22 protein-coding genes are annotated in these 24,928 nt (G+C 71.5%); 8 read left to right on the forward strand and 14 right to left on the reverse strand.

What is annotated here, in order from left to right:
• Positions 1 to 18: 18 nt before the first annotated feature.
• Positions 19 to 792 carry a transcriptional regulator gene (locus tag ABZT17_RS34510; RefSeq protein WP_356354887.1) on the forward strand — a complete coding sequence of 258 codons (774 nt, stop codon included), beginning with the start codon at positions 19 to 21 and terminating at the stop codon, positions 790 to 792.
• Between the two features lie 11 nt (positions 793 to 803).
• On the opposite strand, the gene pyk is transcribed toward ABZT17_RS34510, so the two are convergent.
• Positions 804 to 2,240, reverse strand: coding sequence for a pyruvate kinase (gene pyk / locus ABZT17_RS34515; protein WP_356354889.1), 1,437 nt, complete (start codon positions 2,238 to 2,240; stop codon positions 804 to 806).
• A 143-nt stretch (positions 2,241 to 2,383) separates the two neighbouring features.
• The gene (locus tag ABZT17_RS34520) at positions 2,384 to 3,097 is read right to left on the reverse strand and encodes an SIMPL domain-containing protein (RefSeq protein ID WP_356354891.1); all 714 of its coding nucleotides are present in this window, start codon (positions 3,095 to 3,097) and stop codon (positions 2,384 to 2,386) included.
• A gap of 149 nt (positions 3,098 to 3,246) precedes the next feature.
• Here ABZT17_RS34520 and ABZT17_RS34525 point away from each other — a divergent pair, with 149 nt between their 5' ends.
• Entirely contained in the window at positions 3,247 to 5,052 is a 1,806-nt protein-coding gene (locus ABZT17_RS34525) for a 5'-nucleotidase C-terminal domain-containing protein (RefSeq protein ID WP_356354893.1), read from the forward strand.
• Positions 5,053 to 5,261: 209 nt separating this feature from the next.
• Here ABZT17_RS34525 and ABZT17_RS34530 read toward each other — a convergent pair whose 3' ends face one another.
• The 7 genes from ABZT17_RS34530 to ABZT17_RS34560 form a co-directional block, all read right to left on the reverse strand.
• A complete protein-coding gene (locus ABZT17_RS34530) occupies positions 5,262 to 6,413 on the reverse strand; it encodes a GDSL-type esterase/lipase family protein (RefSeq protein WP_356354895.1) in 1,152 nt (383 codons plus the stop codon).
• A gap of 51 nt (positions 6,414 to 6,464) precedes the next feature.
• Entirely contained in the window at positions 6,465 to 7,889 is a 1,425-nt protein-coding gene (locus tag ABZT17_RS34535) for a SidA/IucD/PvdA family monooxygenase (RefSeq protein WP_356354897.1), read from the reverse strand.
• The gene (locus ABZT17_RS34540; protein WP_356354899.1) at positions 7,886 to 9,319 is read right to left on the reverse strand and encodes an aminotransferase class V-fold PLP-dependent enzyme; all 1,434 of its coding nucleotides are present in this window, start codon (positions 9,317 to 9,319) and stop codon (positions 7,886 to 7,888) included. Before ABZT17_RS34540 ends, ABZT17_RS34535 begins: the two co-directional genes overlap by 4 nt.
• Positions 9,320 to 9,487: 168 nt before the next feature.
• Positions 9,488 to 11,983 (reverse strand): aminopeptidase N, encoded by a 2,496-nt coding sequence (gene pepN, locus ABZT17_RS34545; protein ID WP_356354900.1) that lies wholly within the window; start codon positions 11,981 to 11,983, stop codon positions 9,488 to 9,490.
• A gap of 56 nt (positions 11,984 to 12,039) precedes the next feature.
• Positions 12,040 to 12,576 (reverse strand): response regulator, encoded by a 537-nt coding sequence (locus ABZT17_RS34550; protein WP_356354902.1) that lies wholly within the window; start codon positions 12,574 to 12,576, stop codon positions 12,040 to 12,042.
• 141 nt (positions 12,577 to 12,717) lie between these two features.
• Entirely contained in the window at positions 12,718 to 13,068 is a 351-nt protein-coding gene (locus ABZT17_RS34555) for a chorismate mutase (protein ID WP_356354904.1), read from the reverse strand.
• A gap of 11 nt (positions 13,069 to 13,079) precedes the next feature.
• Positions 13,080 to 13,970, reverse strand: coding sequence for an AraC family transcriptional regulator (locus tag ABZT17_RS34560; protein WP_356354906.1), 891 nt, complete (start codon positions 13,968 to 13,970; stop codon positions 13,080 to 13,082).
• 103 nt (positions 13,971 to 14,073) lie between these two features.
• Here ABZT17_RS34560 and ABZT17_RS34565 point away from each other — a divergent pair, with 103 nt between their 5' ends.
• Positions 14,074 to 15,840, forward strand: a complete 1,767-nt coding sequence (locus ABZT17_RS34565) for a beta-galactosidase family protein (protein WP_356354908.1) — start codon at positions 14,074 to 14,076, stop codon at positions 15,838 to 15,840.
• A 17-nt stretch (positions 15,841 to 15,857) separates the two neighbouring features.
• On the opposite strand, the gene ABZT17_RS34570 is transcribed toward ABZT17_RS34565, so the two are convergent.
• A complete protein-coding gene (locus ABZT17_RS34570) occupies positions 15,858 to 16,640 on the reverse strand; it encodes a serine protease (RefSeq protein WP_356354925.1) in 783 nt (260 codons plus the stop codon).
• 123 nt (positions 16,641 to 16,763) lie between these two features.
• Here ABZT17_RS34570 and ABZT17_RS34575 point away from each other — a divergent pair, with 123 nt between their 5' ends.
• Entirely contained in the window at positions 16,764 to 17,657 is an 894-nt protein-coding gene (locus ABZT17_RS34575; RefSeq protein ID WP_356354910.1) for a hypothetical protein, read from the forward strand.
• 83 nt (positions 17,658 to 17,740) lie between these two features.
• Here the strand turns inward: ABZT17_RS34575 and ABZT17_RS34580 are convergent, their stop codons facing one another.
• Positions 17,741 to 18,646, reverse strand: a complete 906-nt coding sequence (locus tag ABZT17_RS34580; RefSeq protein ID WP_356354912.1) for an SDR family oxidoreductase — start codon at positions 18,644 to 18,646, stop codon at positions 17,741 to 17,743.
• Positions 18,647 to 18,659: 13 nt separating this feature from the next.
• On the reverse strand, positions 18,660 to 19,394 hold the full coding sequence (locus ABZT17_RS34585) for an SDR family oxidoreductase (RefSeq protein ID WP_356354914.1): 735 nt from the start codon (positions 19,392 to 19,394) through the stop codon (positions 18,660 to 18,662).
• 111 nt (positions 19,395 to 19,505) lie between these two features.
• On the opposite strand from ABZT17_RS34585, the gene ABZT17_RS34590 reads away from it, so the two are divergent.
• From ABZT17_RS34590 to ABZT17_RS34605, 4 genes are read left to right on the forward strand one after another with little or no spacing between them, the layout of a single operon-like run.
• On the forward strand, positions 19,506 to 20,261 hold the full coding sequence (locus ABZT17_RS34590) for an enoyl-CoA hydratase family protein (RefSeq protein ID WP_356354915.1): 756 nt from the start codon (positions 19,506 to 19,508) through the stop codon (positions 20,259 to 20,261).
• On the forward strand, positions 20,258 to 21,094 hold the full coding sequence (locus tag ABZT17_RS34595) for a CoA-transferase (RefSeq protein ID WP_356354917.1): 837 nt from the start codon (positions 20,258 to 20,260) through the stop codon (positions 21,092 to 21,094). The genes ABZT17_RS34590 and ABZT17_RS34595 overlap by 4 nt, the downstream gene beginning before the upstream one ends.
• Complete coding sequence (locus ABZT17_RS34600; protein WP_356354919.1) at positions 21,091 to 21,846, forward strand: CoA-transferase; 756 nt, start codon at positions 21,091 to 21,093, stop codon at positions 21,844 to 21,846. The genes ABZT17_RS34595 and ABZT17_RS34600 overlap by 4 nt, the downstream gene beginning before the upstream one ends.
• The gene (locus ABZT17_RS34605) at positions 21,846 to 22,895 is read left to right on the forward strand and encodes a nitronate monooxygenase (RefSeq protein WP_356354921.1); all 1,050 of its coding nucleotides are present in this window, start codon (positions 21,846 to 21,848) and stop codon (positions 22,893 to 22,895) included. Before ABZT17_RS34600 ends, ABZT17_RS34605 begins: the two co-directional genes overlap by 1 nt.
• Positions 22,896 to 22,904: 9 nt before the next feature.
• Here the strand turns inward: ABZT17_RS34605 and ABZT17_RS34610 are convergent, their stop codons facing one another.
• Both ABZT17_RS34610 and ABZT17_RS34615 read right to left on the reverse strand, forming a co-directional pair.
• Positions 22,905 to 24,062 (reverse strand): acetyl-CoA C-acetyltransferase, encoded by a 1,158-nt coding sequence (locus ABZT17_RS34610; protein ID WP_356354922.1) that lies wholly within the window; start codon positions 24,060 to 24,062, stop codon positions 22,905 to 22,907.
• 23 nt (positions 24,063 to 24,085) lie between these two features.
• The gene (locus ABZT17_RS34615; RefSeq protein WP_356354924.1) at positions 24,086 to 24,697 is read right to left on the reverse strand and encodes a TetR/AcrR family transcriptional regulator; all 612 of its coding nucleotides are present in this window, start codon (positions 24,695 to 24,697) and stop codon (positions 24,086 to 24,088) included.
• Positions 24,698 to 24,928: the final 231 nt, after the last annotated feature.

Below are 24,928 nucleotides of genomic sequence, written 5' to 3' on the forward strand. Positions count from 1 at the left end.
CTCTCGCACAGTGGCCGCATGTACGACGTCAGCACACGCAAGCGAGCCTTGGCCCTTGTCGCTCAAGGGCGCAGCCTGAACTCCGTGAGCAAGGAAGTCGGAGTCTCGCGATTCGCGATCCGCTCCTGGCAAACACGCATTGATCCCTTCAGGCGCAGTGGCAGACCATGCCCGCGATGCCAGGCACTCCCCGAGCCTCCGGACGCGCCCGAGATGTACTCGTATTTGTTGGGCCTCTATCTCGGCGACGGGTGCATCAACCTCCACCGGCGCGGGGTCTACTTCATGCGCATCGTGCTGGACAACGCCTGGCCAGGTGTGATTGACGAGTGCGAGGCCGCGATGCGCTCCGTCCGTCCGGACAACAGCGTGTGCCGTGTCAAGAAACAGGGCTGCGTCGCCGTCACGGGCTCCAGCAAGCACTGGCCCTGCCTCTTCCCTCAGCATGGCCCCGGCAAGAAACACGACCGGCGTATCGCCCTCGAACCCTGGCAGCAGGAGATCGTCGACGCCCATCCCTGGGAGTTCATCCGCGGCCTCATCCACTCCGACGGCTGCCGCATCATCAACTGGACCACCCGCCTCGTGGCCGGAGAGCGCAAGCGCTACGAATACCCGCGGTATTTCTTCTCCAACAAGTCGGACGACATCCGGAAGCTCTTCACCGACACCCTCGACAAGGTCGGCGTCGAGTGGACCACCCTCGCCCGCGGCAGCGACCCCTTCAACATCTCCATCGCCCGCAAAGCCTCCGTAGCCCTCATGGACACCCACGTAGGCCCCAAGCACTGACCCCGGTCCGTCTACTTGGGGCTGTCGTCCTCCCCCACATGGTGGACGCGGACCAGGTTTGTCGAGCCGGAGACGCCGGGCGGGGAACCCGCGGTGATGACGACGATGTCGCCCTTCTCGCAGCGGCCGTACTTCAGCAGCAGCTCGTCGACCTGGTCGACCATGGCGTCCGTGGAGTCGACGTGGGGGCCCAGGAACGTCTCCGTGCCCCACGTCAGGCTCAGCTGGGAGCGGGTCGCCGGCTCGGGGGTGAAGGCGAGGAGGGGGATCGGGGAGCGGTAGCGGGAGAGGCGGCGGACCGTGTCGCCCGACTGGGTGAAGGCGACCAGGAAGCGGGCTCCGAGGAAGTCGCCCATCTCTGCCGCCGCGCGGGCGACCGCGCCGCCCTGGGTGCGGGGCTTGTTGCGTTCCGTCAGCGGCGGGAGGCCCTTGGCGAGGATGTCCTCCTCCGCCGCCTCGACGATCTTCGCCATCGTGCGGACCGTCTCGATGGGGTACTTGCCGACGCTGGTCTCGCCGGAGAGCATCACGGCGTCGGTGCCGTCGATGACGGCGTTGGCCACATCGCTCGCCTCGGCACGCGTCGGCCGGGAGTTCTCGATCATGGAGTCGAGCATCTGGGTGGCGACGATGACCGGCTTGGCATTCCGCTTGGCCAGCTTGATCGCGCGCTTCTGGACGATCGGCACCTGCTCCAGGGGCATTTCCACGCCCAGATCGCCGCGCGCGACCATGATGCCGTCGAAGGCGGCAACGATGTCGTCGATGGCGTCGACGGCCTGGGGCTTCTCGACCTTGGCGATGACGGGGAGGCGGCGGTGTTCCTCGTCCATGATGCGGTGGACGTCCTCGATGTCCCGGCCGCTGCGGACGAAGGACAGGGCGATGACGTCGCAGCCGGTGCGCAGGGCCCAGCGCAGGTCGTCCTCGTCCTTCTCGGAGAGGGCGGGGACCGAGACGGCGACGCCGGGGAGGTTGAGGCCCTTGTGGTCGGAGACCATGCCGCCTTCGACGACCTCGGTGTGCACCCGGGGGCCGTCGACCGAGGTGACTTCGAGGCAGACCTTGCCGTCGTCGACGAGGATGCGTTCGCCGGGGGTGACGTCGGTGGCGAGGCCGGCGTAGGTGGTGCCGCAGCTGTGGCGGTCGCCTTCGGCGCCTTCCTCCACGGTGATGGTGAAGGTGTCGCCGCGTTCAAGGAGTACGGGGCCTTCGGTGAAGTGGCCGAGCCGGATCTTCGGGCCCTGAAGGTCGGCGAGGATGCCGACGCTGCGGCCGGTCTCGTCGGCGGCCTTGCGGACGCGCTGGTAACGCTCCTCGTGCTCGGCGTGGGTGCCGTGGCTGAGGTTGAGGCGGGCGACGTCCATTCCGGCTTCGACCAGGGCTTTGATCTGGTCGTACGAGTCGGTGGCGGGGCCCAGGGTACAGACGATCTTTGCTCGGCGCATGGTTCGAGCCTAGGCCTTACCGGCGGGTAGAGAATTGGTCGTGTATGACCACTCAACAACCTTTGGGTGAAGGGGTGTTGACAAGTATTGAATTGTGCGGGGTCCCGCTCCGATGAGCATTTCTACGACGCCCGACCGCGCTTCTACAGCTGTGGCGGGGCCATGGTGAACCGGGCGTTGACCGCCGCGTAGACGTTCTGCCGCTGGGGTTCCAGGTCCAGGGCCGCCGGCCCGGCGTCCTCGGCGGCGGCGTAGGCCATGGAGCGCATTCGGCCGGGGGCCTGGGGGTAGGGCTGCGCGTTCTCGGCGCCGATGTCGGCCAGTTCCACGAGCGCGGCGAGTGTGGTGCCGAGCGCTTCGGCGTACTCGCGTGCCCGCTGGACGGCTTCCTTGACGGCCTGCTGCCGGGCGCCGCGGTGGGCGGGCGAGTCGGGGCGCAGGGCCCACCAGGGGCCGTCGACACGGGTGAGCTCCAGGTCGGCCAGTCGAGTGGTGAGTTCGCCGAGGGCGGTGAAGTCGGTGAGTTCGGCGGTGATGTGGACGCGGCCGTGGTAGGCGTGGACGCGTTCGCCGCGGCCCTTGTCCTTGAGTTCGGGGCTGATGGAGAAGGCCCCGGTCTCCAGCCGTTCGACCGCCTCCCCGTAGGTCTTGATCAGGTCCAGCGCGGTGGTGTTGCGGCGGGTGAGGTCGTCGAGGGCGGCCCGGCGGTCCTTGCCGCGGGAGGCGACGGTGACGCCGATGCGGGCGATCTCGGGGTCGACCTCCAGGCGGGCCTCGCCGCGGACCGCGATACGGGGGGCGTCGGGGGTGCCGTAGGGGACGGCGGGGCGTGGGTCGTCGGTGTCAGGGGTGGCCATACGCCCCACTCTGGCACGGCTTGTTTGGTTACCGGCGCGGGATGCACCGGTTGGGTCATCAGATCGCAACCTGCCGGACCTGTTGCCGCTTGCCATGCCCGGGTCAGAATCTACGCGCGTCGTTGACCTTTTCCCGAGGAGATCCAGACATGCCCTTGAACCGCCGGAAGTTCCTGCAGCAGTCCGCCGCGACCGGAGCGGGGGTGGCGGTCGCGGGCGCGGTGGCGGCACCGGCGGCGCGGGCCGCGGAACCCGCGGCGGCGAAGAAGCCGGCGAAGCGGTACTCGCTGACCATCATGGGCACGACCGATCTGCATGGGCATGTCTTCAACTGGGACTACTTCAAGGACGCGGAGTACTCCGACAAGGCGGGCAACGCGCAGGGCCTGGCGCGTATCTCGACGCTGGTGAACCGGGTGCGCGAGGAGAGGGGCCGCCGCAACACGCTGCTGCTGGACGCGGGCGACACGATCCAGGGCACCCCGCTGACGTACTACTACGCGAAGGTGGACCCGATCACCGCCGAGGGCGGCCCGGTGCACCCGATGGCGCAGGCGATGAACGCGATCGGGTACGACGCGGCGGCGCTGGGCAACCACGAGTTCAACTACGGTCTGGAGACCCTGCGGAAGTTCGAGTCGCAGCTGCGCTTCCCGCTGCTGGGCGCGAACGCGCTGGACGCCAGGACGCGGCGGCCCGCCTTCCCGCCGTATGTCATCACGACGTTCCGGGTGCCGGGGCTGCCGCCGGTGAAGGTGGCGGTGCTGGGGCTCACCAACCCGGGTATCGCGATCTGGGACAAGGCCTATGTGCAGGGAAAGCTGGAGTTCCCGGGTCTGGAGGAGCAGGCCGCCAAGTGGGTGCCGAGGCTGAAGTCGATGGGGGCGGACGTGGTGGTCGTCTCCGCGCACTCGGGCTCCTCGGGGACCTCCTCGTACGGTGACCAGGTGCCGTACGTGGAGAACTCGGCGGCGCTGGTCGCGCAGCAGGTGCCGGACATCGACGCGATCCTGGTCGGGCACGCGCATGTGGAGATCCCGGAGCTGAGGGTCACCAACGCGAAGACCGGCAGGACGGTGGTCCTCTCGGAACCGCTGGCGTACGCGGAGCGGCTGTCCCTCTTCGACGTCGAGCTGGTCTTCGCGAAGGGCCGCTGGTCCGTGGAGTCGGTGTCGTCGAAGGTGCTGAACTCCAACTCCGTGGCCGACGACCCGAAGATCACCAAGCTGCTGTCGGACGAGCACGCGAAGGTCGTGGAGTACGTCAACCAGGTGGTCGGTACGGCGACCGAGACGCTGACGACGGTCGAGGCGCGCTACAAGGACGCGCCGATCATCGATCTGATCACCAAGGTCCAGGAGGACGTGGTGAAGGCGGCCCTGGCGGGCACGGAGCACGCCTCGCTGCCGGTGATCGCGCAGGCCTCGCCGTTCTCCCGGACCTCGGAGATCCCGGCGGGCGATGTCACCATCCGGGACCTCTCCAGCCTGTACGTGTACGACAACACGCTGGTCGCGAAGCTGCTGACGGGTGCTCAGATCCGGGCGTACCTGGAGTACTCGGCGGAGTACTTCGCGCAGACGGCGGCGGGCGCCGCGGTCGACGTGGAGAAGTTGACCAACGCCAACGGCAGGCCGGACTACAACTACGACTATGTGTCGGGGCTTTCGTACGAGATCGACGTCGCGCGGGCGCCGGGTTCACGGATCAGGAACCTGACGTACGGCGGTGCGGCGCTGGACGACGCCCAGAAGTTCGTGTTCGCGGTGAACAACTACCGTGCCAACGGCGGCGGCGCGTTCCCGCACGTGGCCACGGCGACCGAGCTGTGGTCGGAGTCGACGGAGATCCGCACGCGGATCGCGGAGTGGGTGACCGCGAAGGGCGTGCTGGACCCGAAGGACTTCGCGTCGGCGGACTGGAAGCTGACCCACGACGGCACGCCGGTGTTCTGACGCCGGCCCTAGGGCCCTTCTGGTGGATCTCCGCGGAGGAAGGAGCGGCGTTCGGTGCGTGCGATCGGCGTGCGGTGTGAAGGGTCATGTGGCGGAGCCACCTGTCCCTTCGCGCCGTGCGGCATGGGGGTCCCCCCGCTCGAGCGAAGCCGAGAGTGGGGGAGTGCGTGCCGGGCGTCGTGACGCCGCGGAGATCCACCAGAAGGGCCCTAGAGGTCCAGCAGGGTCGGGTCGACGGCGTCGGCGATGGCTTTCGCGCCGGCGTCGTTGACGTGGAGGCCGTCGCCGCTGTTGAACTCGGCGCGGATCCTGCTGGGTCGGTCCGGGTCGGCGACCGCCGCCGCGATGTCGACGACGGCGTCGAAGGGGTGGTCGGGTCCGCGCAGCCAGTCGTTGACCTCGCCCCGTACGGCCTGGCCCTCGGGGGTGTCGACGCCGTCGTAGATCGTGCCCTCGTACGGGCCGAGGGTGGCGCCGACGGCGATGAGGCCGGCGGCGTGGAGGCGGTCGGCGAGGGCGGTGAGGCCGGCCGTGAGGTCGGCGGCGGTGGGCAGGTCGGCCGGGGGCTCGGGATGGGACTGGGCGCCGGGCAGGCCGAGGTCGTTGAGGCCGATGTGGATCAGTACGTGGCTGACCCCGGGGACGGCGAGGACGTCCTGGTCGAGTCGGGCCAGCAGGCGCTCGCCGACCTCGTCGGTGAGCAGACGGTTGCCGGAGATGCCCTGGTTGACGATCCAGCCGCGGGTGAGGCGCCGGCTCAGCTGGGCGGGGAAGTTGTTGTCGGTGCCGGGCGTGGTGGCGGCACCCTCGATCCAGGAGTCGCCGAACGCGACCGCGATCCGGGTGCCTGCTGGGGCGAGGACGTCCACGCCGGCGAGGAAGTGACCTGTCGTCAACTCCTCGGCGTCTTCCAGGACTTCGGCGGACAGCTGGTCACCGCGGACGGCGTGCCCGATGTCGTAGGGGATCGCGCTGTAGGTGGTCGGTCCGGTGTCGCCGGGGAGATACAGGCTGACGGTGAGCTCCTCCCCCGCGCTGGCCGGCAGTTCGACCGGGTCGCTGACGATCTCCGCGCCGACGGGGACGGTGACCGTCTCGGCGCCGGTGAAGCGCAAAGGTGTGTCGCTGCTCGGGTCCACACGGCTGCCGTCGGTGCGGACGGCGAGGTGGGCACCGCCGATGAGCAGGGGTTCCTTGCCGTAACGGTTGCTGAGCCGGATGCGGAGGGCTTCGCCGCCTCCGGCCAGTCGCAGGGACTGGCGGACGGTCTGGTCGTGGAACGCGCGGGGTTCGAAGAGGCGGAACGTCTCATGGGGGTTGATGACGGCGGAGCGGTGGGCTGCGATCCAGGTCGTGGTCATGGCATGCCCCAACACCACCGCTGCCGGAGTTCTTCCTCCCCTCGGCGATCCTTACCTCCCCTCCACCAGTGGGGTGAGCACCTGGGCCTGGCGGGCCTGCGGCACCCGCGGCTGCTGCCCCTGGTCGAGTCCGAAGCTGGTGAAGGCGGTTCGGGTGGGCAGCGGATAGGTCTCCTTGCCCGTCAGGGAGTTGAGGATGGTGGCGCTGCGCCAGGCGGCGAGGCCGAGGTCGGGGGTGCCCACGCCGTGGCTGTGGCGTTCGGCGTTCTGGACGTAGATCGAACCGGTGACGGACGGGTCGCAGACCAGTCTGAACCGCTCGTCCACCCGCGGGCGTTCACGGCTGTCACGGCGCAGATAGGGGTCGAGGCCGGCGAGCATGCCGTCCAGGGGGCGTTCGCGCTGGCCGGTGGCGAGGACGACGGCGTCGGTGGTGAGACGGGAGCGGGTGCCTTGCTGGACGTGTTCCAGATGGAGCTCGACCTTGGTGGTGGCGATCCGTCCGGCGGTGCGGACGCGGACGCCGGGTGTGAGCACGGCGTCGGGCCAACCGCCCCGCAGGGTCCGGCTGTACAGCTCCTCGTGGATGGCGGCGATGGTGTCGGCGTCGATGCCCTTGTGGAGCTGCCACTGGGTGGTGACGAGACGGTCGCGGACGCCTTCGGGGAGGGCGTGGAAGTAACGGGTGTAGTCCGGGGTGAAGTGTTCGAGGCCGAGCTTGGAGTACTCCATCGGCGCGAAGGCCTCGGTGCGGCCGAGCCAGTGGAGCTTCTCGCGGCCGGCGGGGCGGCCGCGCAGCAGGTCGAGGAAGATCTCCGCGCCGGACTGTCCGGTGCCGATGACGGTGACGTGCTCGGCGGCGTGGATCCGGTCGCGGTGGGCGAGGTAGTCGGCGGCGTGGACGACGGGTACGGCGGGGGCGTCGACGAGCGGTTTGAGCGGCTCGGGGACGTAGGGCTCGGTGCCGATGGCAAGGACGATGTTGCGTGTGTAGGTCCGGCCGAGCGCCTCCGCCTCTCCGTCGCTGTCGAGCTGGGTGAAGTCGACCTCGAAGACATCGCGTTCGGGGTTCCATCGGACGGCGTCGACCTGGTGGTCGAAGTGCAGGCCGGGGAGGTGGTCGGCGACCCAGCGGCAGTAGGCGTCGTACTCGGCGCGCCGGATGTGGAAGCGCTCGGCGAAGTAGAAGGGGAAGAGCCGGTCCTGGGCCTTGAGGTAGTTCAGGAAGCTCCAGGGGCTGGTGGGGTCGGCGAGCGTCACCAGGTCGGCGAGGTAGGGGACCTGGACACGGGCGCCCTCGATGAGCAGGCCGGGGTGCCAGTCGAAGGCGGAGCGCTGCTCGTAGAAGGCGGTGTCGAGTTCGGCGAGGGGGTGGGCGAGGGCCGCGAGGGACAGGTTGAAGGGGCCGATGCCGATGCCGACCAGGTCGCGGGGCGCGTCGGGCTGGTGCTGCGGGGGGTTGGGGGTGGTGCTCATGCGGGGGTGTTTCCTTTCGCGAGTTGATCCGCGAGGTGCTCGACGGCCTTGAGCAGTGCGGTGAGGTCGTCGGGCCGGGTGTGGGGGTTGAGCAGGGTGGCCTTGAGCCAGAGGCGCCCGTCGAGACGGGCCCGGCCGAGAACGGCACGGCCCTGGTGCAGAAGATGGCGGCGTACGGCGGCCACGGCGTCGTCGGTGGCCCGCGCGGGGCGGAACAGGACCGTGCTGATGGTGGGCCGGTCGTGGAGTTCGAGGGCGGGCCTGCTCCGCACCAGGTCGGCGAAGTCCGTCGCCCGGTCGCAGACTTGGTCGACGAGGGCGGCGAGGCCGGTGCGGCCGAGGGTCTTCAGGGTGACGGCGATCTTGAGGACGTCCGGGCGGCGGGTGGTGCGCAGGGAGCGGCCGAGGAGGTCGGGGAGCCCGGCCTCGGTGTCGTCGTCGGCGTTGAGGTAGTCGGCGCGGTACTGGAGCGCGGCGAGGTCGCGGGGGTCACGGACGGCGAGGAGGCCGGCGGCGACGGGTTGCCAGCCGAGTTTGTGCAGGTCGAGCGTGACCGTGCGGGCGGTCTCCAGTCCGGTGAGCTGGTGCCGGTGCCGGTCGCTGAAGAGGAGGCCCCCGCCGTAGGCGGCGTCGATGTGCAGGCGCGCGCGGTGTCCGCGGCAGACGGCGGCGATCTCGGGGAGGGGGTCGATGAGGCCGGCGTCGGTGGTACCGGCGGTGGCGGTGACGAGGTGGGGGCCGGGGAGGGCGGTGAGCGCCGTGTCGAGGGCGGCGGGATCGAGGGTGCCGGTGGGCGTGGGGACGATCACGGGGTCGGGCAGGCCCAGCAGCCAGGCGGCGCGAGGGAGGGAGTGGTGGGCGTTGGCTCCGCAGACGAGACGGGTGCCGGGGCCGAGGTCTTCTCTGGCCAGGAGCAGGGCCAGTTGGTTCGATTCGGTGCCGCCTGTGGTCACCAGGGCGTCCGGCGCGTGGCCGGGCCCGTGGCCGGGTGCGGGTGCGGGTGCGGGTGCCGACTCCGGGTAGACCTGGCGCGCGAGCGCCCGTGTCACCAGTGTCTCCAGCTCCGAGGCCGCCGGCGCCTGGTCCCACGAGTCCATGGACGGATTGAGGACGGACACGGCCAGGTCGGCTGCCGCCGCGACCGCGAGGGGCGGGCAGTGCAGGTGCGCCGCGCAGAGGGGGTCGGCGGGGTCGGCGGAACCTTCCGCCAGCGCGTGGACGAGGTGCCGTAGCGCCTCCGGATCGCCCTCCGTGGGGAGTACGTCTCCCACCGCTTCCCTCACCCGTGCCGCGACCGCCTCCGGCCCGCCCGCCGGCAGCGGGCCGCCGCGCGCCCGCGCTCCGGCGGCCAGGGCGTCGAGGACGGTGTGGAGCAGCGGGCGCAGGGCGGGCGGGCCTTGGGGACCCGAGGCCAGGGGCGGCGTACTCATCGTCGTCCTCCGGGGCGCGGAACAGAGGGAGTTCCAGCTTGTACGCGGTTGCGACGACGCGCCCGAAAAGCCCAACGATCGGAACCCGAAAGGGGGTACGTCCGTGCGGGGAAAACCTGTCGGGAGTGATCCCCGGTGGTGCCGGGGTCAGGGATCACTCCTGTGCCGTCATGCCTCCCGGACCCGCAATGCCCGCCCCAGGTCGTCCAGTTGGTCGGTCAGTTTGCGGCGCAGCGACGGGATGGGGTCGGAGTCGGTCAGGCAGGTCTCGCCCAGGCGGAGGGTCTCCGGGTCCACGGCGTGGACGGGGAAGGCCCAGCGGCCGGCGGCGTCGGCGATGGCGGGGCCTCGGCGGGCGGCGACGGTGACGGCGTCCTCGAAGTAGCGGGCGACGTAGGTGCGGACGAGGTCGGCCTGTTCCGGCTGCCAGAAGCCCCGGGCGGTGGCGGTGAAGAGGTAGTTGGACAGGTCGCTGACGGCGTCGGTGGCGAACATCGCGTCCCAGGCCCTGGACTTGGCCTCGGGGTCGGGCAGGGCGGCACGGCAGCGGGCGGCGCCCTCCTGGCCGGTGGCGGAGGGGTCCCGGTCGAGTTCGGCGGCGATCGCGGCCTCGTCGGTGGCGCCGAGGACGGCGAGCCGGGCGAGGACGCGCCAGCGCAGCTCGGGGTCGAGCTCGGGGCCGCCGGGGACGGTGCCTTCGGCGAGCCAGGCGGCGATGGTGTCGGGCTGAGAGGCGACGTCGATGAAGTGGCGTACGGCGATCAGACGCAGGCCCGGGTTGTCGCCGTCCTCGGTGCGGCGGATGAGGTCGCGGCTGAGGGAGGAGAGGGTGGCGAGGGCCGCCGGGCGCTCGTCGGGGGTGACGTAGCGGTCGGCGATCTGGGCGGCGGCGAAGGCGAGGACACCCTGGACGAGGGCGAGGTCGGTCTCGTGCGGGAGGTGGGTGCGGGCGGTCTCCAGATAGGCGGCGGGGGCGAGTTCGCCGTCGCGGACGGCGTCGCGCAGGGCGTTCCAGACGACGGCGCGGGTGAGGGGGTCGGGCAGGCCGGAGAGGCCGGCGCGGACGGCTTCGAAGGAGTCGCTGTCGAAGCGGATCTTGGCGTAGGTGAGGTCGCCGTCGTTGAGGAGGAGCAGGGCGGGGCGCTTGCCGAGGGGCTGGGGGGCGCTCTGCGGGACGTCGAGGTCGAGGCGTTCGCGCAGGGTGAGGTGGCGGCCCTCGTCGGCGACGTCCTGGTCGTAGAGGCCGACGGCGATGCGGTGGGGGCGGCTGCCGGTGTGCTGGACGGTGAGGGTGCAGGTGCCGTCCTCGGCGGCCGAGACGACGGGGGTGAGGGTGTCGACGCCGGTGGTGCTCAGCCAGGCGTCGGCCCAGGCGTGGACGTCGCGTTCGGTGGCGGAGGCCAGGGAGTCGATGAAGTCGGCGAGGGTGGCGTTGGCGAACCGGTGGCGGGCGAAGTGGGTGTTGATGCCGGCCAGGAAGTCCTTCTCGCCGAGCCAGGCGACCAGTTGGCGCAGGGCGGAGGCGCCCTTGGCGTAGGAGATGCCGTCGAAGTTGAGGAGCGCGGAGGCGGTGTCGTCGACGTTCTTCGGGGCGACGGGGTGGGTGGAGGGGCGCTGGTCGGCGTCGTAGCCCCAGGCCTTGCGGACGACTCCGAAGTCGGTCCAGGTGTCCGCGAAGCGGGTGGCCTCGGTGAGGGTCTGGTAGCCCATGTACTCGGCGAAGGACTCGTTCAGCCAGATGTCGTCCCACCAGCGCAGGGTGACGAGGTCGCCGAACCACATGTGGGCCATCTCGTGGGCGATGACCATGGCGCGGGTCTGGCGCTCGGTGTCGGTGACGGCGGACCGGTAGACGAACTCGTCGCGGAAGGTGACCAGGCCCGGGTTCTCCATGGCGCCGGCGTTGAACTCCGGGACGAACGCCTGGTCGTAGGAGTCGAAGGGGTAGGGCTCCTCGAACTTCTCGTGGTAGCGGTCGTAGCACTGCCGGGTGATCTCGAAGAGCTCGTCGGCGTCGACGTCCAGGTACGGCGCGAGGGAGCGGCGGCAGTGGAGGCCGAAGGGCAGACCGCGGTGTTCGGTGCGCACGGAGTGCCAGGGGCCGGCGGCGACGGCGACGAGGTAGGTGGAGATCAGCGGGGTGGGCGCGGCCTGCCAGCGGCCGCCGCCGAGGTCCTCGGTGATGCCGTTGGCGAGGACGGTCCAGCCCTCGGGGGCCTTCACGGTGAGCTCGAAGACGGACTTGAGGTCGGGCTGGTCGAAGGCGGCGAAGACGCGCTGGACGTCCTCCATGAACAGCTGGGTGTAGAGGTAGGTCTCGCCGTCGGTGGGGTCGGTGAAGCGGTGCATGCCCTCGCCGGTGCGGGAGTAGCGCATGGCCGCGTCGACGCGCAGCTCGTGCTCGCCGGCGGTGAGGTTCCGCAGGGGCAGGCGGTTGCCGTCGAGGGTCTCCGGGTCCAGGGGCCGCCCGTCGAGGGTCGCGGAGCGCAGCTCGGCCGGTTTGAGCTCGACGAAGGTGGAGGCGTCCGTGCCGGCGCTGAAGCGGATGACGGTGCGGGAGTCGAAGGTCTCGTCGCCGGTCGTCAGATCGAGGTCGATCGTGTAGCGGTGGACGTCGAGGAGCCTGGCACGGGTCTGCGCTTCGTCGCGCGTCAGTACGGACATGCGGGTAATGCTGCCCGATGCCGCTGACAACGCACAGGGGCGGATCGGTTCACGCCCTATGTCCGGTCCTGCGCGGGGGTCGCGTCCTGCGCGTCGCGCTGCGGGGGGACGCTGATGTCCGGATGGGGCAGGGCCGGGCGTGCCGCGCGTTCCGCGGCGCCGTCCTTGACGAGGGCGCGCAGTTCGCGGACCTCCTGTTCGAGGGCGAGCCGGCGGCGGTGGCTGTCGTAGAGGTAGCGGACCTTGGTGCGCAGGGCCCAGGGGTCGATGGGTTTCATGACGAGGTCCGCGACCCCGAGGCCGAAGGCGGTGGAGGTCAGTTCGTGGTCCGCGCCGAAGCCGGTGAGCAGGATGACGGGTATGTGCTGGGTCTGTTCCACGCGGCGCATGTAGCGGACCACGTCGAGTCCGCTGACGCCGGGCATGCGGACATCGAGCAGGAGGAGGCCGACCTGGCCGCGGAGCACCTGCTTGAGCGCCTCGTCACCGCTGGTGGCGCGGCTCAGCAGGTAGCCCAGCGGGGCCAGGGCGCTCTCCAGCGCGTACAGCGTGTCCTCGTGGTCGTCGACGATGAGGATCTTGGCATCCGGCATGGCCCGACGTCCCTCCCGCGTGGGACAACCAGCTTATGACCGAACCACTGACGCGGTGTGTCCGTCAGCTGACAAGGAGTGCACAGCGCAGCATGCCGCGCGCGGGAGCGCGTGTCACTCCCCTTGTGTCATTCACCGAGGTCAATTCGCCGTTTTCGCGGCGCCGTTCACGGTGTCGTCGGCGATGCGCTCGTGGTGGCGGATCACCTCGGCGATGATGAAATTCAGGAACTTCTCAGCGAACGCCGGATCGAGCTTGGCGCTTTCGGCGAGTGCGCGCAGCCGCTCGATCTGGCGGGATTCGCGGGCCGGATCGGCGGGCGGCAGCTGGTGCCGGGCCTTGAGGTGGCCGACCTGCTGGGTGGCCTTGAAGCGTTCGGCGAGCATGTGGATGACGGCCGCGTCGATGTTGTCGATGCTGTCGCGCAGCCGGGCGAGTTCGGCGCGGACTTCCGGGTCGACGCCCCCGGTCGCGTTGTTGCTGGTGGTCATGGACGCCCAGCCTACGTGGCGGTCAGGGGGCCGATCATGGGTGGATCGGCCGGATCGGGTACCTGGTTGCTCCAGCCGCCCGGGACGGCACGGCCCTGCTGGGCGCGGAAGCGGACCGGCGGGGTGCCCACACGGCGCGTGAACAGGCGGGAGAAGTAGGCGGGGTCGTCGTAGCCGACGCGGCGGGCGACGGCCGCGACGGGCAGTTCGGTGGCGGCCAGCAGCTCCTTGGCGCGGCCCAGGCGGATGCCGAGCAGATAGTCCTTGGGGCTGCATCCGGCGCCGCGGCGGACGGCGGTGCGCAGTTCGGCGGGGGTCATCCCGTGCCGGGCGGCGTGGTCGGCGACCGTGAGCGGCAGACAGGCGTCGCGGGCGAGGGCCTTGAGGACCGGGTCCCCGTCGGGGGCGAGGTCGGCGCGGGCGCGGCGCAGGGCGACGAGGAGTTCGTGGACGGCGGCGCCGGTCTCGACCTCCAGGAGGGGGTTGTCACGGCGGGCGGCCCGCGCCATGCGGCCGATGACCGCGCGCGGCCCGGAGGCGTCCGAGAGGGGCACCACGGGCCGGTCCGGCTCTATGTAGCCGAGTTCGGTGTACGTGGCGGTGGCGGGCCCGGAGAAGTCGACGAACCCCTCGTCCCAGCCGCCGTCGGGGTCGGGCGCGTAGTGGTGCGGCACTCCGGGGGTGAGCCAGAGCAGTGCGGGTGCGGTGACGGCCGTACGGCGTCCGTCCGGGCTCTCGTACCAGCCGCCGCCCGCGCTGACGACGACGGCGACATGGTGGTCGAGGGTGCGGGGGCCGACGGTGGGCAGGGCGCCGTACTGCAGTCCGACGCCGAGACAGACCAGGCCGAGCCGGTGGTGGACCGGGCCGGGCGAGAAGAACCGCATCCAGGTGTGGTACATCCGCGCGCCCCTTTCGCCGGTATCGGTGTCCGTCGTTTCGGTCCAAGTAGCGGTGATCTTTGTCCATGGACCTGATCGCCGCCAAGAGGTGAGGCTGGGGCGCATGACCGAGTTCACGGTGGGGGAGACGGATTTCCTGCTGGACGGGCGGCCGGTGCGGCTGCTGTCCGGCGCGCTGCACTACTTCCGGGTGCACGAGGAGCACTGGGGCCACCGGCTGGCGATGCTGCGGGCGATGGGCCTCAACTGCGTGGAGACGTATGTGCCGTGGAACCTCCACGAGCCGCGCCCGGGCGTCCACGAGGACGTGGAGGCCCTCGGCCGCTTCCTGGACGCGGCCCACGCGGCGGGTCTGTGGGCGATCGTGCGGCCGGGTCCTTACATCTGCGCCGAGTGGGAGAACGGCGGGCTGCCGCACTGGCTCACCGGCGAGCTGGGCACACGCGCGCGTACGCGGGACGAGCGGTTCCTGGAGCACCTGGGCCGCTGGTTCGGCGCGCTGCTGCCCCAGGTGGTGGAGCGGCAGATCGACCGCGGCGGCCCGGTGATCATGGTGCAGGCCGAGAACGAGTACGGCAGCTACGGCTCGGACACCGTCTACCTGGACCGGCTCGTCGAGCTGCTGCGCGGGCTGGGCGTCACGGTGCCGCTGGTGACCTCGGACGGCCCCGAGGACCACATGCTGACCGGTGGTTCGATCCCGGGGGTCCTCGCGACGGTCAACTTCGGCTCCCACGCGCGGGAGGCGTTCGAGGTCCTGCGCCGGTACCGCCCGCGGGGGCCGCTGATGTGCATGGAGTTCTGGTGCGGCTGGTTCGACCACTGGGGCGGCGAGCACATCACCCGGGACGCCCAGGACGCCACGGCGGCGCTGCGCGAGATCCTGGAGTGCGGTGCCTCCGTCAACCTGTACATGGCGCACGGCGGCACCAACTTCGCCGGCTGGGCGGGTGCCAACCGGGGCGGCGGCGCCCTGCACGACGGCCCGCTGGAGCCCGACACGACCTCGTACGACTACGACGCGCCGATCGACGAGTCCGGCCGGGCGACGGACAAGTTCTGGCGGTTCCGTGAGGTGCTGGCCGAGTACGCGCCGGGGCCACTGCCCGAACCCCCGCCCGCTCCCCCGCGGTTGGGCGAGCCGGCCGAGGTGCGGCTGACCGGCGGGGCACCCCTGGCCGCCGTACTGGACACGCTGGGCGGTCCGGAGGTCGCGGCGCCCGTCCCGCCGACCTTCGAGGAACTGGACGTGGACCGGGGCCTCGTCCGGTACGAGGTGACGGTCCCCGGGCCCCGCCAGCCGTACCCGCTCATCGCGCGCGGGCTGCGGGACCTGGCCGTCGTGTACGTCGACGGGGCGCGGGCCGGTGTGCTCGCCGAGGGCGACGAGCAGCTCAAGGAGCCCGTCGCCGGGCACGCGCGCGTGGAGCTGTGGGTGGAGTCCCTGGGGCGGGTCAACTACGGTCCGCGCAGCGGCGAACCGAAGGGCATCACCGGGGGGCTGCTGCACGAACGGCAGTATCTGCACGAGGTACGCGCGCGTGGGCTGCGCCTGGACGCGCTGGACACGCTCGGCGCCATCGAGGGCGTCGGCCTGCGGCCGCTCGCGCGGGACGGCGCCCCGGGGCTCTACCGGGGCACCGTCACCGTGCGGGGCGCCGGGGACGCGCGGCTCGAACTGCCGGGCTGGACGCGGGGGTTCGTCTGGGTCAACGGGTTCGGCCTGGGCCGCTACTGGTCGGCGGGCCCGCAGCGGTCGCTGTACGTGCCGGGTCCCGTGCTGCGCGAGGGCGACAACGAGGTCTGGCTGCTGGAGCTGGAGGAGTCGGCCCCGGCGGACGCGGACGGCATCCTTCTGCGGGCCCTCTAGAGGTCCCCCAGAGGCCCCTAGAGGGTGTCCGCGGCCTGGGCGATGGCGCTCGCGAAGGTGCTGACCTGGGTGTAGATGCCGGGCGCGCCCCGGCGGGCACAGCCGTCGCCCCAGCTGGTGATGCCGACCTCGATCCAGTGGCCGGAGTCGTCCTTGCGGAACATGGGGCCCCCGGAGTCGCCCGAGCAGGTGTCGACGCCGCCCTGGGCGTAGCCGGCGCAGATGTCGTCCTTGGGCAGCAGCCGGTCGCCGTAGTGCCGCTTGCAGGTGGTGTCGGAGACGTAGGGGACGGTCGCCTTGAGCAGCTTGTTCGAGGCGGCTGCGCCGTGCTCCTTGGTGGTGCCCCAGCCGATGATGGTGAACCTGCCCCGGTCGTAGCGGGTGGTGGTGGCGATGTTCAGGGTGGGCAGGTCGATCGGGCGGGCGAGCTTGATCAGCGCCCAGTCCTTGCCCTTGGTCTCGCCCTGGAAGCCGGGGGCCCGCACGACCGCGGTCGACCTGACCTTGATCGCGGAGGTGGAGCGCAGGTCGGTGACGCCGGCGGTCACGGTGATCCTGGTGTTCGGGCCGGAGGCGCTGTCCACACAGTGGCCCGCGGTCAGGACGACGTCCTTCTCGTAGAGCGCCCCGCCGCACCCCATCGAGAGATGGACCATGAACGGGAACTCGCTCGGCCCGGCGGGCGTTCCTCCCACGACGGGTGAGGGGACCGGGGAGGGCGCGGCGGCCAGGGCGAGGGCGACGGCGGCGATGCGGATCAACGTGTGTCCTTGGGTGGAGGATCGCGAGCCCCACAGCATGAAGATCAAAAAGAGGACATGACAAGGAGGGATCTCACGCCGGGTCCGGGCAACCCGACCGGGGAAATTCCGCTCGCCTCCCCGTAGAGTGGAACCGGGTTCAGGGCGTCTTGGGGGTCGGGCGTGGCGAACGGCGGACCGGTCGAGCACGGCTACCCACACCTGGAGACGGTGCGGGCCGCCATCACCGCGCTCTGGAAACGGCTGTCGTACGACACCGTCCAGACCTTCTCCACCAGCGTGCTCCCGGCCGATGTGGCCTTCTGTGACACCGACGACCTCCATCTGGGCGCCCAGCGCGTGGCCCGCGAACTGGTCCGCCACTACCGTCTCCCCGACGCCCGCATGATCGTCGGCTTCCGCGAGATGACCCACGCGGCGAACGTCGAACTCGCCGCGGGCCCCGAGTACTTCGTCGAGCTCAACGACCGCTTCCGCACCCATCGCCGGGACATCGGGGCGGCCCTGGCCCACGAGATCATGCATGTGTATCTGCACCGCGTGGACCTGTCCTTCCCCGGCACCCGCGACAACGAGATCCTCACGGACACGGCGACGACCTATCTCGGCGCGGGCTGGCTCCTGCTGGACGCGTACCGGGAGGACGCGGCCTCCTCCCAGAAACTCGGCTACCTCACCCCCGAGGAGTTCGGCTACGTCCTGGCGAAGCGCGCCCTGGTCTTCGACGAGGACCCGTCCATCTGGTTCACCAGCCCCCAGGCCTACGAGGCCTACACCCGGGGCATGGCCATGGCCCGCCGCGACGAACAGCAGCCCCCGCTCACGGCGGCCGGCTGGGCGGGCCGGCGCCGCTACGCCCGCGACCGCCGTCACGCCCAGGACCGCACCGCCCTGTCCCACCCCGAGGTCCCCTACACCTTCACCCCGGACGGACACGGCCCCCTGCGGGTGTCGTTCCCGTGCCCCACCTGCCATCAGCGGATCCGGGTGCCGGTGCGTGGGCGGGTCCGGGCGAGGTGCGGACTGTGCAGGACGGTACTGGAGTGCGACACCTAGACGGGGGCGGAGCCGGACAAGGGCGGCGACCGAACTCGGGACAAGGGCGGAGACCGAACTCGCAACGAGGGTGGAGACCGGGCTCAGGCCCCGTACACCGCGCCCGGGGCCTCGGCCCGAGCCAGGAGCTTCAGTGCCGTCTCCCCCGCCTCGGCCGCGCTCCGGCGCGCCCCCTTGTCGGCGCTCGGGCCAGGTCGCCAGCCCTCCATGACGGTGATCCGGCCGGCCTCCGCCTCGAAGACCCGGCCCGTCACTCCGGCGCTCGCGGCGGAGCCCAGCCAGACGACGAGCGGCGACACGTTCTCCGGCGCCATCGCGTCGAAACCGTCCGCCGGGGCGGCCATCGTCTCGGCGAACGTCCGCTCGGTCATCCGGGTCCGGGCCGCGGGCGCGATCGCGTTGACCTGGACGCCGTAGCGGGCGAGTTCGGCGGCGGCGACCAGCGTCAGCCCGACGATGCCGGCCTTCGCCGCGCTGTAGTTGCCCTGACCGAGCGAGCCCAGCAGGCCCGCCCCGCTGCTGGTGTTGACGATTCTCGCCACCGGCGTCCGCCCCGCCCTGGCCTCCGCCCGCCAGTGCGCGGCGGCGTGCTTCAGCGGCAGGAAGTGGCCTTTGAGATGGACCCTTACGACCGCGTCCCAGTCGTCCTCGTCGAGGTTGACCAGCATCCGGTCGCGCAGGAAGCCGGCGTTGTTGACCAGGGTGTCGAGGCGGCCGTACGTGTCCAGGGCGGTCGCGACGAGCGAGGCCGCTCCCTCGGTGGTCGCGATGTCGCCTCCGTGGGCGACCGCCTCGCCGCCCGCGGCGCGGATCTCTTCCACCACCCGCGCCGCCGGGCTGTCGGCATCCGGTGTGCCGTCCAGTCCGACGCCCAGGTCGTTCACGACCACCCGGGCCCCCTCCCCCGCGAACGCGCGCGCGTGCGCCCGCCCGAGCCCGCGTCCCGCCCCGGTGACGACGACGACCCGGCCGTCACAGATTCCGCTCATCCCATGTCCCCTCTCATGTCTCCTTGTTGGCGGTCGCGGCATCCAGGAAGGCCGGCCGCTCCCCGCCGCCGTGCACGAGCAGGCTCGCCCCGGTGATGTAGGCGGCGGCGTCGGAGGCGAGGAAGACGGCGGCCGCCCCCACGTCGGCGGGGGTCGCCAGCCGGCCGAGCGGCACGGTCCCGGAGACCGCCTCGACGCCCTCCTCGCCGCCGTAGTGGAGATGGGCCAGTTCGGTGCGGACCATGCCGACGACGAGGGTGTTGACCCGCACCCGGGGCGCCCATTCGACGGCCATCGAGCGGGCCAGGTGGTCCAGCCCCGCCTTGGCCGCGCCGTACGCGGCCGAACCGGGAGAGGGCCGGCTGCCGCTCACGCTCCCGATCATCACGACGGATCCCTTCGCCCGCCGGAGGTGCTCGTAGGCGGCGAGGGAGGCCGTCAGCGGGGTGATCAGGTTCAGCTCGACGACCCGTGCGTGCCGCTCCGCGTCCGCGTCCGCCAGCCGCCGGTACGGGGCACCGCCCGCGTTGTTGACGAGCACGTCGAGCCGGGGCAGGGCGTCGAAGAAGGCCCGTACGGCTGCCGGGTCCCGCAGGTCCAGGGGCGCGAACCCGACTCCCTCGACGGGTTCCCCGGGGGGCCGGCGGGCGCAGACGAGGACCTCGGCCCCGGCGTCGGCGAAGGACCGCGCGATCCCGGCTCCGACGCCGCGTGTACCGCCGGTGACGACGACGGTCCTGCCGCGCAATGAGTTATCCACAGGCCTCCCGCTCCGATCGTGCGGCTGCTAGCTTCGAAGCCTCACACCTAACAAATGTTTGGTGGAGAGGTGTTGTCTGGAAAGGTAGCTGATGCGCCGATGGGTGTCTCCACCTCGTCCCCGGAAAAGGGGATTTCGGTCGTCACGGTCGACTACCCGCCGGTGAACGCCCTGCCGGTGAGCGGTTGGTACGCCCTGGCCGACGCCGTGCGCGCCGCGGGCCGCGACCGGCGGGCGCGCTGTGTCGTACTGGCCGCCGAGGGGCGGGGATTCAACGCGGGCGTGGACATCAAGGAGATCCAGGCACAGGGGTCGGCCGCGCTGGTCGGCGCCAACCGCGGCTGCTTCGAGGCCTTCGCGGCGGTGTACGAGTGCGATGTACCGGTGGTGGCGGCGGTGCACGGCCACTGTCTGGGCGGCGGCATCGGGCTGGTGGGGAACGCCGATGTGATCGTGGCGAGCGAGGACGCCGTCTTCGGGCTGCCCGAGCTGGACCGGGGCGCCCTGGGCGCGGCGACCCATCTGGCCCGGCTGGTCCCGCAGCATCTGATGCGCGCCCTGTACTACACCTCGCGCACGGTGACCGCGGCCGAGCTGCACGCGCACGGTTCGGTGTGGCGCGTGGTGCCGCGCGCCGGGCTGCGGGCCGCGGCCCTGGAGTCGGCGCGCGAGATCGCCTCCAAGGACGGGGAGCTGCTGCGGCTGGCCAAGGCCGCCATCAACGGCATCGATCCGGTCGACGTGCGCCGCAGCTACCGCTTCGAGCAGGGCTTCACCTACGAGGCGAGCACGGTCGGGGTGGCCGACCGGGTCCGCGACACCTTCGGCAGGGAAAGGGAGGGTGCACAGGAGTGAGCGACAAGACGATGACCGCCGAGCAGGTCGTCTCCCGTCTCGAGAGCGGCATGACCCTCGGCATCGGCGGCTGGGGCTCGCGCCGCAAACCGATGGCCCTGGTCAGGGCGTTGCTGCGATCCGATGTCACCGACCTGAAGATCATCTCGTACGGCGGCCCGGACGTCGGGATGCTGGCGGCCGCCGGGCGGATCCGCAGCCTGGTGGCCGCCTTCGTCACCCTCGACTCGATCCCGCTCGAACCGCACTACCGCGCGGCCCGCGAGCGGGGCGCCTTCGAGCTGACGGAGATCGACGAGGCGATGTTCATGTGGGGGCTGCGCGCTGCGGCCGACCGGCTGCCGTTCCTGCCGGTGCGGGCCGGGATCGGCTCGGACGTGATGCGGGTCAACCCGGGTCTGCGGACGGTGACTTCGCCGTACGAGGACGGGGAGACGTTCGTGGCGATGCCCGCCCTGCGGATGGACGCGGCCCTGGTGCACGTGGGGCGCGCCGACCGGCTGGGCAACGGGCAGTTCCTGGGCCCGGACCCCTACTTCGACGACCTGTTCTGCGAGGCGGCGGACGCGGCCTATCTGTCGTGCGAACGGATCGTGGACACGGCCGAGTTGACGAAGGAGGCCGCACCCCAGTCGCTGCTGGTGAAGCGGCACACGGTGACGGGGGTCGTGGAGGCCCCGAACGGCGCGCACTTCACGTCCTGCGCGCCGGACTACGGGCGGGACGAGGCGTTCCAGCGGACCTACGCGACCACGCCCTGGCCGGAGTTCGCGGCCCGGTTCCTGGCCGGGGACGAGCAGGCGTACCAGGCGGCGGTGAGGGAGGAGTCATGACCGAGGTCACCGGCGCGTCCCTTGCCGCCGTCACCCGCGCCGAGTACTGCGTGATCGCCTGCGCCGAGGCCTGGCGTGACGCGGGCGAGATCCTGGCGAGCCCGATGGGGCTGATCCCCTCCGTGGGAGCCCGGCTGGCCCGTCTCACCTTCTCTCCGGACCTGCTGCTGACCGACGGCGAGGCGATGCTCGTCCGCCCGGACGGCACCGTCGAGGGCTGGCTCCCCTACCGTCAGCACCTGGCCCTCGTCACCGGCGGGCGGCGGCACGTGATGATGGGGGCCAGCCAGATCGACCGGTTCGGCAACCAGAACATCTCCTGCATCGGCGACTGGGAGCGGCCGACGCGGCAGTTGCTCGGAGTGCGGGGAGCGCCGGTCAACACCCTCAACAACCCGACCAGTTACTGGGTGCCGAAGCACTCCCGGCGGGTCTTCGTGGAGAAGGTCGACATGGTGTGCGGGGTGGGGTACGACCGTGCGGCCGCCCATGCGGACACGAGCCGCTTCCACCGCATCCCGCGGGTCGTCTCCGACCTGGGTGTCTTCGACTTCGCGACACCCGACCACTCCATGCGGCTGGCCTCGCTGCACCCCGGGGTGAGCGTCGAACAGGTCCGTGCGGCCACCGGGTTCACGCTGACGGTCCCTGACGAGGTGCCGTACACACGCGAACCGACGGCGGACGAGCTGAGGCTGATCCGCGAGGTGCTCGATCCGGGCGACACCCGCTCCAGAGAGGTCGGCTCCTGATGGACACCGCGCTGACCCGGCTGGTCGGGGTCCGGCACCCGATCGTGCAGACGGGCATGGGCTGGGTGGCCGGCCCCCGTCTGGTCGCGGCGACGGCGAACGCGGGAGCGCTGGGCGTCCTCGCCTCCGCGACGATGACCACGGACCGCTTGCGGGAGGCGATACTGGAGGTCAGGTCCCGCACGGACGCGCCGTTCGGGGTCAACCTCCGCGCCGACGCGGCGGACGCGGCCGACCGGGTCCGCGTCATCGTCGAGGAGGGCGTCCGGGTCGCGTCCTTCGCCCTCGCGCCCTCCCCCGGGCTGATCGCCGAGCTGAAGGAGGCGGGTGTCGTCGTCATCCCCTCCATCGGTGCCCGGCGGCACGCGGAGAAGGTCGCGGCGTGGGGGGCGGACGCCGTGATCGTGCAGGGCGGCGAGGGCGGCGGCCACACCGGCGAGGTGGCGACGACGGTGCTGTTGCCGCAGGTGGTGGACGCGGTCGGCATACCGGTGGTGGCGGCGGGCGGCTTCTTCGACGGGCGGGGGCTGGTCGCGGCGCTGGCGTACGGGGCGGCGGGGGTCGCCATGGGCACGCGGTTCCTGCTCACCTCCGACTCGACGGTGCCGGACGCCGTGAAGGCGCGGTATCTGGCGGCCACGGTCAAGGACGTCACCGTGACCACGGCGGTGGACGGGCTGCCGCACCGGATGCTGCGCACCGACCTGGTCGCGGCGCTGGAGCACTCCGGCCGCGCGAGGGCCCTGTTCCAGGCGGTCCGCCGGGCCGCGGGCTTCCGGAAGCTCTCCGGGCTGACCTGGCGGGGGATGGTGCGCGACGGGCTCGCCCTCAAGCACGGCAAGGAGCTGTCCTGGAGTCAGGTCCTGCTCGCCGCCAACACTCCGATGCTGCTCAAGTCGGCCATGGTGGACGGCCGTACGGACCTCGGGGTGATGGCATCCGGACAGGTCGCCGGGGTGATCGACGACCTGCCGTCGTGCGCGGAGCTGGTGGAGCGGATCATGAAGGAGGCGGACCAGGTCCGGGCGAGACTGGCCACCACTCGCTGACCGTCGTTCTCACAGCCTCTCGATGATCGTCACGTTGGCCTGTCCTCCGCCCTCGCACATCGTCTGGAGGCCGAACCGGCCACCCGTGCGCTCCAGTTCGTGGAGGAGGGTCGTCATCAGCTTGACGCCGGTCGCGCCGAGGGGGTGCCCGAGGGCGATCGCGCCACCGTTCGCGTTGACCCTCTCCGGGTCGGCGCCGGTCTCCTTCAGCCAGGCCAGGACGACCGGCGCGAAGGCTTCGTTGATCTCGACGAGGTCGATGTCGTCGATGGTCAGGCCGGTCTTCTTCAGGGCGTGGGCGGTGGCCGGGATGGGCGCGGAGAGCATGCGGATGGGGTCCTCGCCGCGCACGGAGAGGTGGTGCACGCGCGCCCGTGGCGTGAGCCCGTGCTCGCGCACCGCCCGCTCCGAGGCCAGCAGCATCGCCGCCGCGCCGTCGGAGACCTGGGAGGAGCAGGCGGCGGTGACGGTGCCGCCGTCGAGGACCGGCTTCAGTCCCGCCATCTTCTCCAGCGAGGTGTCCCGGCGCGGGCCCTCGTCGACGCCGACCGCCCCGTACGCCACGGTCTCCCGCTCGAACCGTCCCTCGTCGATCGCCCGCAGCGCCCGCCGGTGCGAGCGCAGCGCGAACTCCTCCTGGTCCTCGCGGCTGATCCCCCACTTGGCGGCGATCATCTCGGCGCCCACGAACTGGTTGACGGGCTGGTCCCCGTACCGGGCCCGCCAGCCCTCACTGCCCGCGAAGGGTCCGGCCGTGAAGCCCAGCGGCTCGGCGGCCTGCCGGGTCGCGAAGGCGATCGGGATCTGCGACATGTTCTGCACCCCGCCCGCGACCACCAGGTCCTGGGTGCCGGACAGCACGCCCTGCGCCGCGAAGTGCACGGCCTGCTGCGAGGAACCGCACTGCCGGTCGACGGTCACACCCGGCACCTCCTCGGGCAGCCCGGCCGCCAGCCAGCAGGTCCGGGCGATGTCCCCGGCCTGCGGCCCCACCGCGTCCAGACAGCCGAGGACGACGTCCTCGACGGCGGCCGGGTCCACGCCGGAGCGCGCCACCAGCTCCTTCAGCACATGCGCGCCCAGGTCGGCCGGGTGGACCCCGCTCAGCCCACCTCCCCGCCGTCCCACGGGTGTTCGGACCGCTTCGACGATATAGGCCTCGGCCATGGCGACTCCCTCAGCAGAAAGGGCTACTCACGTACGGCGATCCCGTCCAGCACCATCGACAGGTACTGCCGGGCGATCTCCTCGGGGCTGTGCTGTCCGCCGGGCCGGTACCAGGAGGCGGCCACCCACACGGTGTCGCGCACGAACCGGTAGGTGAGGCGGACGTCGAGGTCGGCCCGGAAGACCCGGGCGGCGACCCCTCTCTCCAGCGTGGACAGCCACGCCTTCTCGAACCTGCGCTGTGACTCGGCCAGGAACGCGAACCGCTCCTGCGCCACCAGCTGCCGGCTCTCCTTCTGGTAGATCGCGACGGCGGCGCGGTGCCGGTCGATCTCCCGGAACGACTCGGTGACCAGGGCCTCCAGCGTCTCCCGCGGCCCCAGTTCGGCCTCCAGGACGGCGTCGTAGCCGTCCCAGAGCTCGTCGAGGAAGGTGCGCAGGATCTCCTCCAGCATCGATTCCTTGGAGTCGAAGTGGTAGTAGAGGCTGCCCGCGAGCATGCCCGCGTGGTCCGCGATCCTGCGTACGGTGGTGGCGTTGTAGCCCTGCTCGGCGAAGACCTCGGCGGCGGTCTCGAGGAGTTCGGCGCGCCGGGCGGGGGCCGCGGTCACCTGGGGCTTCTTCTTGGTCGGCACAGGTCCATTGTGATCCTAGGGCGTGTTGCGAAAGTCCCGCCTGCCGGGCGACGCCTGGCACGCTCCCCCACTGCCTCAAGGGCGTGGGAGGTGCCCCCACTCGCCGCACCGGGCGAAAACCCACGGACAACCAGTACGAGGGCTTCCGCCCGGCACGCCGAGAGCACGCCCCAGACGCCGCCCGGCCCGCCCTCCGGGCGGACGACGGGACTTTCGCAACACGCCCTAGGC

Origin of the sequence: Streptomyces sp. NPDC005648, from assembly GCF_040605395.1 — a bacterium.
In the GTDB taxonomy this organism is placed as follows: Bacteria; Actinomycetota; Actinomycetes; order Streptomycetales; family Streptomycetaceae; genus Streptomyces.